The following is a 12,398-nucleotide window of genomic DNA, read 5'->3' on the forward strand; positions in this document are numbered from 1 at the left end:
TACCTGAACTAATTATACGACTGCAACTTCCTTGCAGATAAGAATAAATTTGCTCAGTTGGGGGCGACCAGCGGCAGGTGTATGGTGAAACGCGTGCCTTGCGGGCTGCTCTGCACGTCTATGCGTCCGCCCAGCAAGCCGGTAATAATGTTGTGCGTGCGGTACAGACCCAGCCCTGAGCCACCGGCGCCCAGCTGGGTGGTGAAGAAGGGGTCATAGATGCGCGACAGGCTGGCTTCCGGTATGCCCATGCCGTCATCTTCTATCGTCAGGATGATTTCTTCATGGCTGCCGCGCTGTGCGCTGAAACGTATGGTGCCATGGCTGCGCCCTTTGAACGCATGGACCACGCAGTTGTCGATCAGGTTTTCCAGTGCCTGCCCCAGCGGCCCCGGGTAGCCGTCCAGTACCAGCCCCGCAGCTACATCTTCCTGTAACTCGATGCCGTGCTGTCTGAGTTTTGTTTCGATCGCGGGCCGCATCAGCTTGAGCACATCGGCCAGCAGATAGCGCTCGCGCTGGGCGTTGTCGCTGTCGACGGCGATGCGCTTGAAGCTGGCCACCAGCTGGGCTGCGCGATTCAGATTGCGCAGTACCACGGCATCGGCATCGCTGGCCTGCTGCAGATAGGTGTCCAGCGTGGAACGGCGCAGGCCGTTGACCAGTTCGGCCCGCAAGCTGGCCGTACGCTCGCTCATGCTACTTGCCATGATCAGACAATTGCCGATCGGGGTATTCAGTTCATGGGCGACACCCGCTACCAGCGCGCCCAGTGCCGCCAGCTTGTCACGCCGGACCAGTTCTTCCTGCGTCATGCTGAGGTTTTCCAGCGCCACAGTCAGTTCTTCGTTGGCGTGCTCGGCTTCTTCCTTGGCCTGCTGTAACTGTGCCGTGCGTTCCTGCACCAGCACTTCCAGATGCTCACGGTGGCGCTGCAGTTCCGCTTCGCGCCGCGTGCTGTTGACGGCAATGCGGGCGATCTGGGTGGCTGCGGCGATCAGTTGCTGATCGCTCTCGGTGGGACTACGTGGCTCGCGGTAATACATGGCGAAGCTACCCAGCACGGTGGTGGGATTGGCCATGATGGGCGTGGCCCAGCACGCGCGCAGGCCGAATCTGGCCGGTATTTCCTTGTACGGCGCCCACAGCGGGTCGGTCATGATGTCGCTGACCACCACGTTCTGCTTGCGGTAGATGGCTGTGCCGCAGGAGCCCACGCCCGGGCCGGCCACCAGTCCGTCGATGCTGGCCATATAGTCGGGCGGCATGCTGGGCGCCGAGAACGCCTGCATGGTCACGCCATCCTCGCCGACCAGCATGATGGTGCACAGTACCGGCGGCGCTTGCGACTCGATCAGCAGCATCAGGCGGTCCAGCGTGGTGCTGAGCGGGACACCGCTGGCGATCATTTCCAGCAGCTGGTTCTTGCCTTCGCGTAGTTCTTCCGCCAGCCTTCCCGAGCTGATATCGACGATGCGGGTATGCAGCAGGGCATGGCCGTCGACTGTGACGGGTACCAGTGCCACGTCGCATTCCAGCGGCTGATTCTGACAGCCCAGCATGGTGAGCTTGCAGCGCTGTGGCGTGGCGCTGGCGTGCTGCTGCTGGCAGCTTTGCAGCTGCGCCAGCGTGGCCATGCCATCGGGCTGGGTAGGAGGGCAGAGCGCATCGAACTGGGTTTGCAGCAATTCTGCTTCCGTCAGGCCGAACAGGCGGCGCGCATGGTGGTTGCTGTCGATGATGGCCAGATCGGCCGCGTGCAGCAGCAGCACGGGATCGGGCGAATGGGCCAGCATGTGGTGATAATTGATTTGCAGCGTGTCTTTATCCGGCAGGCCGGGGCGGGCCGGGGCGGGACTGAGTATGCGCAGGTGCAGCAGGATTTTCTCGGCCAGCAGATCGGGCGCCAGTTGCAGGTCCCAGTGGACTACCTGCAGTATGCCGGCCTGCTGCCATGGCGCGCAGAGAGCGGCGTCCAGTGTGCTGTCGAACACGAGCAGGGCCGTATATTCGGCCGCGCCTTCGGCGGCTTGGATATCGCCGGCTGCACGGCTATCGGCCCACATGCCGTGCCGTACCAGCATGGTGTTCAGCGGAGCTACAGCATACACAGGATCACTGACGATCAGTATGCGGCGATGCTCGCTAGAGGGGAGTAGCGCTGCCATGATAGTAGTCGAGGATTAGATACCGGAAGTCCGGCGCATATTCAGTGTCACAGGATGGCGCATTGGGGTCAAGCCGCTTGTTGTTCCGCCGCCGCTTGGGCAGCGCGTATCAGGGGGAAATTGTCTTCTATCCAGTCTACCAGCACTTCCAGCCGGGTGGCGGCCTCGTGCCCCAGCGGCGTCAGGCTGTATTCGACATGGGGCGGCACCACCTGCTGGGCGACCCGCAGCACCAGCCCGTCATAGGCCAGCCCATCGAGCGTCTGGGCCAGCATTTTCTCGCTGACGCCGCCGATCGCGCGGCGCAGCTGGCTGAAACGATGGCTGCCATCAAGCAGTACCACCAGTACCAGCACCCCCCAGCGGCTGGTGATATGGCCCAGCACGGCGCGCGAAGGGCATTCGGCGGCCAGTAGCTGGGCTGGTTGCTGGTCATTCAGGCGGGCGATGGCCTTGCGCAGGGAGCGGCTACTGCCGGAGCTGTTCATGATCTATCCAGTGACAAAGGTGACGTGCTAGCCCTATTTTACCGGCCAGAGTGGCAGACGGCACATGGGTACTAACCAAAATGTGCGTACTTACATTTCGTAAGTATAGCATTTATGATGGTTGCACTCGCGCGGAAAGTTCCCCGCGAACTCACTCAAAGGAAAAAAACATGATTATCGTTACTGCAGCAAGTGGCCAGCTGGGCCGTCTGGTGATCCAGCAATTGATGCAACGCGTACCTGCTGCCCAGATTGTGGCTGCCGTGCGTGACGTCAGCAAAGTGGCCGATCTGGCAGCGCAGGGCGTACAAGTGCGCCAGGCCGATTACACGGATCCGGCTTCGCTCGACCGCGCGCTGGCCGGTGCCAGCAAAGTGCTGCTGATCTCTTCGAATGATCTGGGCCAGCGCGTCGCCCAGCACCGCAATGTGATCGATGCGGCCGCGCGCGCCAAAGTAGGCCTGCTGGCCTATACCAGCGTGCTGCATGCCGATACCTCGACGCTGGGCCTGGCTGCCGAACACCGCGAAACCGAGGCAGCGATACTGGCCTCCGGCCTGCCCTACACGCTGCTGCGCAATGGCTGGTATGTGGAAAACTATACGGGCAGCCTGGGTGCGGCGATTGCCCATGGTGCGCTGGCTGGCGCGGCAGCGGATGGCCGTATCGCTGCAGCAGCCCGTGCCGATTATGCCGAAGCGGCGGCTATCGTACTGGCCAGCGCAGCGGCGCCGCAGGCGATCTACGAACTGGCTGGCGACCAGTCGTTCACGCTGACCGAACTGGCGGCCGAAGTCTCGCGCCAGACGGGTAAGCAGATACCGTATGCGAATATGCCGCAGCAGGCGTATCTCGACCTGTTGCTGAACGTAGGCCTGCCGCCAGCACTGGCGCAGCTGGTGGCTGATTCGGATGCCCGCGCAGCCCACGGTGCGCTGGATGATAATAGTGGGGTGCTGGGTCGCTTGCTGGGGCGTCCGACCCAGACGCTGGAACAGGCTGTGCGCGCTGCGCTGGCCTAAGTAAGCTCGCCGACTGGCGCCGTGTAGCAGGGCGGCGCCAGAACTGGGTGCCGGAAATGAAAAAAGCCTCCTTCAGTTATAACGCGCTCAAGATCGCGTTGTGTACTGAAGAAGGCTTTTTGCGGAATTCTGTGGTGCCCACGGAGGGACTCGAACCCCCACACCTCGCGGCACATGGACCTGAACCATGCGCGTCTACCAATTCCGCCACGTGGGCACTGTACTGCTACTTACAACTTTCTGCTGCGTGTTCTGCAACAGAGGCCTGCATATTAAAGAAGACTTCCGATCCCGTCAAGGGCAATGCCATGCTTTTGTGAAATTATTTCAAATTTCGATATCCAGCCTCTTTTTGCGCTGCCCAGCCTGGGCATGGCACTCCGGTCGTCCGTCAGCCGAGGAGGGCGGAAATGAAAAAAGCCTCCAATCGCTTACGCTCATGAAGGCTTTTTTGCGGAATTCTGTGGTGCCCACGGAGGGACTCGAACCCCCACACCTCGCGGCACATGGACCTGAACCATGCGCGTCTACCAATTCCGCCACGTGGGCACTGTACTGCTACTTGCTACTTACTGCTGCGTGTTCTGCAACAGAGGCCTGCATATTAAAGAAGACTTCCTACCCCGTCAAGGGGAATGCCATGCTTTTGTGAAATTATTTCACTTGCGCTGAATTTATCGCCGCGGCAACGCGGTGGGCATGTGGCCTCGGGTGGTTTGCTTCAGGTCGCTGGCGTATCGAGCTTCGTCAGCGCCTGCTTGGCCTTGTCGAACGCGGGATCAAGCGCCAGCGACTGCAGATAGCTCGCGCGTGCCTTAACCTTGTCGCCCAATTGTTCGTAGGCCAGGCCTTTGCGCCACCACGCGCCAGCGGGAGGCGCCACCTGCACCGCAGTGTCGAAGCGCAGGTAACGGTCCAGCAGTGCTATCGCCTCAGTGATTTCAAAGCCGCCGTCGATGCGGGTCCTTGCAGCCTGGTACACCGACGGTGCGTGGTCCGGATTGCGGTCATACAGCCTGGCAGCGCCGCGCAGGTCGCCGCGCATTACCAGATCGAGCGCTAGCATCATGTCGGAATCGGCCTGCACGGCCAGTTGCACCGGTTTGCCGTACAGGCGTGCCTCGATCTTTTCGGCAACGTCGTCTGCTCCCATATTCGTGTTGGAAAGGACGATGACCGTATAGCCGCTGTTCTGGTAGCGGTGGAACACCGCACTGATGCCGGGTGCACCGCCACTATGGCCGATGACGGTGTCGCCGAAAGCGCGCTGGCGCCTCCAGCCGAATGCATAGTCCTTGTCCGGTCCCACAGGGGTCCACATGATCGCCTTGCTCGCTTCGGATAACAATACCGTCCGCTTGAGCGCCTGATCGTAGCGCAGCATATCGTGCGTCGTCGTGCGCATGCCGCCATCGGAGGACGGCGGAGGTACCGACTTCACGTTGGAGCTTATGCTGCCATCGCCGTGACGGGTGTAGCCGATCGAGCGGTTAGGCAGCGGTTCGTCTTCGAGGGTGAGCGAACTATCAGTCATGCCGGCAGGCTTGAAGATATGGTCGCGCAGGTAGTTGCGATAGGACTGGCCGCTGACCACTTCGATCACGGCGCCAAGCAGCACCAAGCCTGAATTGGAATACTGGAAACGGCTGCCGGCCGCAAAGCTGGGAGGCTGGTCGTAAATCAGAGGGAGGAACGCGTCTATGGTGCGCAGCTTGCCCATGCTCGCGGCGTAGTCCTTGTGCGCCATGTAGTTGCCGGTACCGGCGGAGTGGTTCAGCAAGTGTGCGATGGTGATCGTGTCCTTCTCCGCATAAGGGATATTGGGCAGGAAACGCGAGACCGGATCGCTGAGTTTGAGCTTGCCCGCTTCGGCCAGCTGCAAGATGGAAACTGCAGTGAAGGTCTTGCCGATGGAGCCTATATTAAAGCGCGTGTTGCTGCGGTTTGGTTCGCTGGTCTCGCGGTTGGCGAGGCCCACGGCCGCTTCGTATATGGGCTTACCATCGTGCGCTACCAGCACTGTGCCGGTGAAAATGCCGACCTTACCGTAGCTTTGTACGATGGCATCGAGATCGCGCTCGATATTGTCGGCATTGGCAGCGCTACCACCCATCAAAAGACAGGCAAGCAAAACTCGAAACATAAGCTTCTCCATTTTCCATTTAATCGCGCTTGAGTGCAGCGCCAATCACGTACCAAATCCGAAGGCCGCGCTCAACTCTACCCACCGATAGACTGCCTCTAGTTTCAACTAAGGTTTCAATGTTTAGTGGTTGAACTCCGGTCTCTTTTAGCCACTCGTTTGCGCTGACCATCGCCCTGTCGATACCATCAGATAGGGGGCTGCCCGGCGTGTTCGAGCGAAAATCTCTAAATGCGATCATGTCTGTTTCTTTTGATTAAGGGTTTCGTAAAGATGTCCGACATTATCGGCCTCGTCAGCCGGAATGAATGTATTACGCTCAGCCACCACATCTTCAACAATCAAGGGACTAATCATTTCCTTAATCCGTCCAATATGGTGTCTGGCTGCTTGTGGTCGTTGCCGGTCAAGTATCAATTTGCTGAGCGGCTACGTAGGCGTTTAGCCGATATGATCTCAAATACCGCTCCAGCCAGGAAAAGGAAACCGGCTCCCGATTTAAGGCCAAAGTAGTAAGACACAAGTGTTGCCACAATAAACCCGACAGTAATGAGATGTCGCATAGGTATCTCCTATCTATAGAAAACAACTACCGTGTAGAACGGTAACTCTTGGCGGGACTCTGTCGCCCATGGATTCAATTCTGCATTGAACCTTTATGTACGGTGAAGTTTGCACTATTTCGGGCAAGTAGCGATCGCGGTATTGATACGCAAAACATCCCGGGATGCGTGATTCACCCCGATTATCAGGCGCCCCCATTCATTGCCTTTCAAATCAATCACAACTGTTTGATGGCCATGACGCCGATAGACGAACTGTCTGACACCTTTTGAGATGAACGTACCGGCAGCAATTACAAACGGAACGTGGGTTCCAGGAAGCCGCCAGCCAAGCTTTAAGTTTTTCAGTCCCTGATTTTCTCTTGCAGAGACGACCTGTCCCAGCGGGACTCTCACTTTATGAATCAATGAAAAAAACTGTTCCCACTTATCCAGATGCACGATGAGCTCTTTTTCGGTGATTTCCAATCGAGGCATAACCAGAATAGCAATGTAAGTGGTGGGCGATATCTTATGTGAGTTGCGAGACCTGAACTATGTCAGCTAGTGGCCGACGTTAAGCAGTAGCTCCGAGCTAGGCAAGCGCAATTTTTACTGCTCTCAAATCGTGTATCAAACCAGCTGCGCGGTCGCCGGCGATACTTAGGCCATACTCTACTAGTGCAGCCGCAGAGTCACGACGTCCTAGGGCCAATGCAGCTCTGGACAAATGTAATGCCGCTCGAGCATGCGTGGTTCCCGTGCTGAATTTCTGAAGCAGCTGTTCAACGGTATCCTCAGAAATTGCTGTTCGCAACATACGCACCTGCCCAAAGAATTCCGACTGCGCCGCATCAATTGCCGAGGTCAAATCAGAAACCGATTCGCCTGATAAGCTCCAAGACCATTCGTTCCCCACCCGCATCCTCATGATGCACTCGTGCTCCTTTATCGTATGCAGAGCAACATCTCCCTCTGCCGGGACAAATGCAGGTTGTGCCCCAAGGTTCACGAAAAATACATCCCCGTGACGGCTACCTTGGATATTTATAACGAAGACATAGTCGTCTTCAATTTTTCTGAAATTTTGCCCCGAACCTTTAAATCCACGCGTTCTGATGAAGGAGCCCAGCTCTTTTAAAAGGTCTTTCAATTCTGCTCCTGACGAGATAGGGGATTACCCGGACTCTGACTGCTGCTGGCCGAACGTAGCCGACAGCACTGGCGTCAGCATAGCAATTCTGCGGCGCAGAAAGCTCGCTAATTGTCACGAGCCCCGATCGCCTCCCCAGGCAGCCCGATGAACGTCTCTGGCTCTATATCAACTCTGAGGTTTGCTTTCAACTGTCAACGACTCAGGAGTGATGAGTATTCGATGCAATGCACATCAGCTTTCATTTCTGCGCTGCGGTTCCGCAGCGTGGATATAGACAGTATATGTGTCGGCGGGGCGCAGCCCTCCGGCAATATCCAATGCACGGCCTATCGCGCCTCGGTGGTATGTGCCGTGATTGATGAGATGAAACAGGACCTCGACGCGTGCCATCGTTCCTCGCTTCCCGTCGAGAAAACTGAAGTGCATCTTTTCTCTGAGTGCTACGTCTGGCATTGCACCGAAATAGATTTTCAGCCAGCGATTGGATTCCGAAAGCCGCTCGCTCAATTCGGCGGTGGTCGGGAGCAGTTCTGAATTGGATTCAGTATGGGGCTCCTCGGTTCCTTGTAAGCGAGCTCGAAACACCTCTTCTACGCGTAGCATATGGTTCAATTGTTGGCGAGCAAATGCAAGTTCCGACGGAAATCGATGTGCATCTATCTGTTCCACCGCCGCAATAGTGCGACCGTCCGCCCATTGTTTGTATTGGAGTTGATTCAAGATTAAGGTTGTATGCATAGACGTAAATTCTTCCATTACTGGCCCAACGCGGTCCTCATACTGATGCCAGCATAGCGACTCAAGGTGTAGAACTCAAACTGTCACGAGCACGCATTTCGTCCGAAGCCGACATCGACATTTCTCTAGCCTATAGGATTCCGATTTCCTTAAGCCACCTTTCAACCAGCGACGGCCAGGCTGCTATCGGATGATCTGTTTCCCGCAAACCGAAAGCATGTCCACCCTTTGCAAAAAAATGGACTTCGGCCGCTACCCCTGCCTTATTGAGCTCCCGAGCATACAACGTGCTGTTGCAGATGGGATCAACAGGGTCGTTCCATGCCTGTAGCAAAAATGTCGGTGGCGTTTCCTTTGTCACGCGTATGCTTGTATTAAATACCCCCGCGCGACACAGGTGACCGGGATAAAGTGCAATAGCAAAGTCAGGGCGGCTACTCAGCTTGTCTACCGCATCGACGGGGGAGTAGGCGGAAGTAAAAATGTTACTGGTCTGCGCAACTAGATAGCCGCCTGCAGAGAAACCTATGACGCCTATCTTTTGCGGGTTTAGCGCTAGTTCTTTTGCCTTTGATCGCACCAATTTTATGGTTCGTTGTGCGTCCTGTAGCGCACGCGGTATCTTTGGATAGATCCTGCATTGACATTTTTCATCCCAGTAGTCGTTGCCTCCTGGAACGCGGTATTTGAGCAAGACGCAGGTAATGCCACGGGATGTCAGCCAGTCACAGATTTCTGTCCCTTCAAGGTCGATAGCCAAAACTCGGAACCCTCCACCGGGAAACACTATGACAGCAGATTCAGTATTTTTCCCCTTCGGGGGATACACGGTCATGGTTGGCGTGCTGACGTCATTGATCTGCATCCACCCGCCGTGTCCTGCAGCGACGATTACTGATTCGGGTTGTTTGACCGGGGTAGCATCTGGTATGGCGGCGGGCCAGATGGCAGTCTGTACTTGTCCTGGCGTGGGCTGCCAGCTGTCAGCTCGCGTCTGGGCTAGACCAATAAAGAAGATGGTCAAAACTAAGAAGATACGTATAGTCACAGGTACTCCGGGGGTGTTTGTTGAACGTCCGCAATAGTCCGATTTCTTCCCGCTATTCCGAGACTCGCATCAATACGTTGGCATGATGGTGTCCGGTATGGGCTGAAAATAGTTGTCCTCGAGCCTCAACTTTTTTGCCAAGTCTAGGCCGAAGTGCGGCGTACTGTTTTTCGTTAAGCACAAGTTGAATTTCCCGAACGGAGTCGAACGCCTCCCGGTCCGCACCAGTACCGCTCAGCGTACAAATTGGCGTATCCAGTGACAGGTAGAAGCCCGTTTCGGCTTCATCACCATTCGCCACACTTTCGTAATTAGGTCGACCAGGGAACGTTGCCCTGTGCAGCGTTCCAGTCACAACAACTGTCTCCGGTTGATATTGGAGGCAGGCCATAGGTTCGGCTAACACCGCCTGCGCCGGCGCAAACAGCAACGATGCAAAAATAGCTGGGATACCTATCCTCATATAATGTCGTTCTCACTGTTCAAGGGCCGTTTTTGGGTGGACGCGGTTATTCATGTTTATTCAAAAGGCGCTCCAGCCCCACGTTGACTGCTATCGCGACCTCGATCAGGTCGCTCAAATCCTCTAACGAAAGTCGCAGTTCAGACTGTTTGCCATCAGGATATCCTGCCACGTGAACTATATGCGGCTCATGATGTAGGAATGCCCACCGCCCATGTGCGAACCTATTTCTGGCTTCACGAAGTATGTCGGCCTTTCTGTACCAAGCGAAGCATTGCTGATAGTGAACTTCATCCTCATGGCTGTCCATAATCTGCGCATGCACGAAACCGTCTAATTTTTCCTGGAAAGGAATTTGCTCAATTGGGCGAGACGGATTAACCTTTAGATCGAAGAGTGCGTTCGTGAGACTTAGCGTCAATTTGAATTCGATGGACGAGAACACGACAAAGAACTTTCCCAAACATCTGTAGGTATGTTCCTCGGCGATCTGCATAGCATTCGCTACAAGGGGTGGTGTATCCAATTCCATTCTTTCGTCAGGTTCCTTCCTGGTCGTTAGAAGAACCAGCCATACGGAAATCCGTATCGCCACACATTGAATAATTCAGAGAAACTCTCGACCCCGCAAATCTGCATCACTTGCGTCAGGTACACAAGGATTTGTTCACGTTCCTCAGATTCTGAAGTATCGAAGCCAGCTAATGTAGCTTTCAGTGCTCTCAGCACAGTCGAACGTTGTGGGCGCATCGGCAGTTCAACAATCAGTGACTGAATCGCCGAATCCACTGCCGCCTGTGCGGCTGCTCTTTGCGCCTCATTGGCTGCCCCTGGGTAGAGCGTGCGGGCATCTGGACCAAACTTATGCTCCGACTGCAAACTACGCAAGCGCTGTATAAGCTCAGGCGTTACATTCAATTTCTCATCATTGAAGCCCGTGGGCCAAACATAAAAAGTTAGTCCGTACATTCCGGCAACTACAGTCGTCATGACCAACAAAATCACACCGGCAAATATCTTTAACAACAACTCGACTCCTATTCATTAATTCGTGAACGTTCAAAGACTGGCAGCTTATGGCCGGCCTCGGTTATTTAAGCAATGGTTTATCTAGTTGGTAGTACGCGGCTACCCGCTGTTTTGCTTCGTTCCAGGCCGCATTCCATTTCGAGCGGTCCAATTCTGGTGTCGGTTTGCAGGTGGTGGAATCTTGCAGGCATATCAGCCGTTCAAGGCCGTAGTAGGAAGGCCAATGCCGATCATAGTTCAGCGTTTCGCGCCAGGAATCGGCGGAAGCAAAGCCGCGATCTAGCATGGCTCTGGCATGTGCGGGGTGCTCATCGAAATACTTCGCGGCCAGAGCACCAACCCGAGGTCCGCCGATGACGAGCGGTAGCTTGAAGAAGCCTTCATTGTTGACGATTTCCTCGCGCCCCGAATCCGATGCGTAGCGCAATACGTCATACCAGCCCAACACCTGTTCCGCCACAATCACCTGGAATGCTTTCTCCATGCCTTCGCGTGGCAGGAAATAGAAACCAATAATCTCCAGCGCCTCCAGAGGCGTATAGCGGAACGCTGCACTTTCGTAGTCGGTGAGAAGCTTATCCAGTGCTATCGCCGCTGCGGGATCGTTCCGCATAACGCCATGGGCGACTTGATTGAATATCCTCCGCCTAAGCTGGAACTGTGGGGGTGCCGTATTGGACAATACCAGAGACTGAGGCGCAGGCCCTTGCGGCGTTGGGACAATCTGAGGAATTGAAGTTTGTGCTTGCGCAGCCCAGGATCCTACTATTAGTAATGCACCGAGAAGATTTTTCATAAATTAATTTCCGAAGAATCGCTTTCAATCTCATTGAGCCGGACTGGCCGTATCCGCGTAGGCGATGGCGTCTCTAATAAACCTGGCCTGCGCTTCGGAGGTGCTTGGTGACGTCAGGCGCTGCTTTGCAAACGCCAGTACTTTGGGATGTTGCCGGCAATTGGCTTTGAAAGACCAGCTTGCAGCCTGTATCACCAGCATCCGTGCCATGTCGCCTTTCGGCAATTCCAGACCCGCGTACTGGAAAATGTTGGCCAGATATATTTCCTCACCCGTTGCAAAGAAGCTTGCCCACCATATGTCGAGTTTTGCGGCATTGACCTGGGTATCGTCAACGACATACTTCGCCAGACGCGATTGGCCATCCGCTATTTCTTTGGCACGCAGACCGATCATGCCTTCACTGATTGGCCAGTTGTTCTTTTGCGAAATCCTCGCAATCATCACGGCCACCAGTACGTCGGAACCTTTGCCTGCTTTATCGAGCTCTTTGCGCCACCTTTCTGCATTTTTCTGAAAGGCTTCAAATGCCTCAGGTGTAGGCGTCAAATAAAAATATGACATCTGCGTCCCGAAATCTTTCAGTTCGTCCGCCCATGCAGACTGGCAGCACAGCGTGGCTAAAAAAAAGGCGAGGAAAGCAAATTTCTTCATGTGGATACGAAACTTCAATAAGAATCCAAAGGCCAAGGATGTGATAAACCGAACCCGACGCATGGCGGACCAAGGTCTCCAGATTTGTTAATCGACCTACGCTGCAGGCGCAGCGCAGGCTATGTCGTTCAGAATAACATTTTGTCAATAA

Annotated in this window: 13 protein-coding genes and 2 tRNA genes; 1 reads left to right on the plus strand and 14 read right to left on the minus strand. The window is 55.4% G+C overall.

The window, feature by feature from the left end; genetic code table 11:
• Positions 1-53 precede the first annotated feature (53 nt).
• Positions 54-2,168: an ATP-binding protein gene (locus tag GTP23_RS06400; protein WP_161034318.1), complete on the minus strand. Its 2,115-nt coding sequence runs from the start codon at positions 2,166-2,168 to the stop codon at positions 54-56.
• Positions 2,169-2,236: 68 nt separating this feature from the next.
• The gene (locus GTP23_RS06405; RefSeq protein WP_161034319.1) at positions 2,237-2,656 is read right to left on the minus strand and encodes a winged helix-turn-helix transcriptional regulator; all 420 of its coding nucleotides are present in this window, start codon (positions 2,654-2,656) and stop codon (positions 2,237-2,239) included.
• Positions 2,657-2,826: 170 nt separating this feature from the next.
• Here GTP23_RS06405 and GTP23_RS06410 point away from each other — a divergent pair, with 170 nt between their 5' ends.
• Positions 2,827-3,678: an NmrA family NAD(P)-binding protein gene (locus tag GTP23_RS06410; RefSeq protein WP_161034320.1), complete on the plus strand. Its 852-nt coding sequence runs from the start codon at positions 2,827-2,829 to the stop codon at positions 3,676-3,678.
• A gap of 132 nt (positions 3,679-3,810) precedes the next feature.
• Here GTP23_RS06410 and GTP23_RS06415 read toward each other — a convergent pair.
• The 12 genes from GTP23_RS06415 to GTP23_RS06470 form a co-directional block, all read right to left on the minus strand.
• A tRNA-Leu gene (locus GTP23_RS06415) sits at positions 3,811-3,895 on the minus strand.
• A gap of 247 nt (positions 3,896-4,142) precedes the next feature.
• Positions 4,143-4,227 (minus strand) — tRNA-Leu (locus GTP23_RS06420).
• A gap of 172 nt (positions 4,228-4,399) precedes the next feature.
• Entirely contained in the window at positions 4,400-5,791 is a 1,392-nt protein-coding gene (locus GTP23_RS06425; protein WP_161034321.1) for a serine hydrolase domain-containing protein, read from the minus strand.
• Between the two features lie 707 nt (positions 5,792-6,498).
• Entirely contained in the window at positions 6,499-6,852 is a 354-nt protein-coding gene (locus tag GTP23_RS06430) for a hypothetical protein (RefSeq protein WP_371866832.1), read from the minus strand.
• Positions 6,853-6,958: 106 nt separating this feature from the next.
• Complete coding sequence (locus GTP23_RS06435) at positions 6,959-7,516, minus strand: DUF4304 domain-containing protein (protein ID WP_161034323.1); 558 nt, start codon at positions 7,514-7,516, stop codon at positions 6,959-6,961.
• 234 nt (positions 7,517-7,750) lie between these two features.
• Entirely contained in the window at positions 7,751-8,257 is a 507-nt protein-coding gene (locus GTP23_RS06440; protein WP_161034324.1) for a DinB family protein, read from the minus strand.
• Between the two features lie 130 nt (positions 8,258-8,387).
• On the minus strand, positions 8,388-9,305 hold the full coding sequence (locus GTP23_RS06445; RefSeq protein ID WP_371866833.1) for an alpha/beta hydrolase: 918 nt from the start codon (positions 9,303-9,305) through the stop codon (positions 8,388-8,390).
• 52 nt (positions 9,306-9,357) lie between these two features.
• Entirely contained in the window at positions 9,358-9,768 is a 411-nt protein-coding gene (locus GTP23_RS06450) for a DUF4431 domain-containing protein (protein ID WP_161034325.1), read from the minus strand.
• A gap of 46 nt (positions 9,769-9,814) precedes the next feature.
• Positions 9,815-10,294, minus strand: coding sequence for a hypothetical protein (locus GTP23_RS06455; RefSeq protein WP_161034326.1), 480 nt, complete (start codon positions 10,292-10,294; stop codon positions 9,815-9,817).
• Between the two features lie 32 nt (positions 10,295-10,326).
• Positions 10,327-10,797, minus strand: a complete 471-nt coding sequence (locus GTP23_RS06460) for a DUF4844 domain-containing protein (protein WP_202411936.1) — start codon at positions 10,795-10,797, stop codon at positions 10,327-10,329.
• 61 nt (positions 10,798-10,858) lie between these two features.
• Positions 10,859-11,593 carry a hypothetical protein gene (locus GTP23_RS06465; protein WP_161034327.1) on the minus strand — a complete coding sequence of 245 codons (735 nt, stop codon included), beginning with the start codon at positions 11,591-11,593 and terminating at the stop codon, positions 10,859-10,861.
• A 30-nt stretch (positions 11,594-11,623) separates the two neighbouring features.
• On the minus strand, positions 11,624-12,265 hold the full coding sequence (locus tag GTP23_RS06470) for a hypothetical protein (RefSeq protein ID WP_161034328.1): 642 nt from the start codon (positions 12,263-12,265) through the stop codon (positions 11,624-11,626).
• Positions 12,266-12,398: the final 133 nt, after the last annotated feature.

It is taken from the genome of Duganella fentianensis (genome assembly GCF_009857835.1).
GTDB lineage: Bacteria > Pseudomonadota > Gammaproteobacteria > Burkholderiales > Burkholderiaceae_D > Rugamonas > Rugamonas fentianensis.

What these genes read in the sequence shown, in the direction of transcription:
- GTP23_RS06405 (WP_161034319.1), bottom strand. Translation starts at nt 2,656, where the DNA reads ATGAACAGCTCCGGCAGTAGCCGCTCCCTGCGCAAGGCCATCGCCCGC.
- GTP23_RS06425 (WP_161034321.1), bottom strand. Translation starts at nt 5,791, where the DNA reads ATGGGTGGTAGCGCTGCCAATGCCGACAATATCGAGCGCGATCTCGAT.
- GTP23_RS06410 (WP_161034320.1), top strand. Translation starts at nt 2,827, where the DNA reads ATGATTATCGTTACTGCAGCAAGTGGCCAGCTGGGCCGTCTGGTGATC.
- GTP23_RS06400 (WP_161034318.1), bottom strand. Translation starts at nt 2,168, where the DNA reads ATGGCAGCGCTACTCCCCTCTAGCGAGCATCGCCGCATACTGATCGTC.
- GTP23_RS06465 (WP_161034327.1), bottom strand. Translation starts at nt 11,593, where the DNA reads ATGAAAAATCTTCTCGGTGCATTACTAATAGTAGGATCCTGGGCTGCG.
- GTP23_RS06450 (WP_161034325.1), bottom strand. Translation starts at nt 9,768, where the DNA reads ATGAGGATAGGTATCCCAGCTATTTTTGCATCGTTGCTGTTTGCGCCG.
- GTP23_RS06440 (WP_161034324.1), bottom strand. Translation starts at nt 8,257, where the DNA reads ATGCATACAACCTTAATCTTGAATCAACTCCAATACAAACAATGGGCG.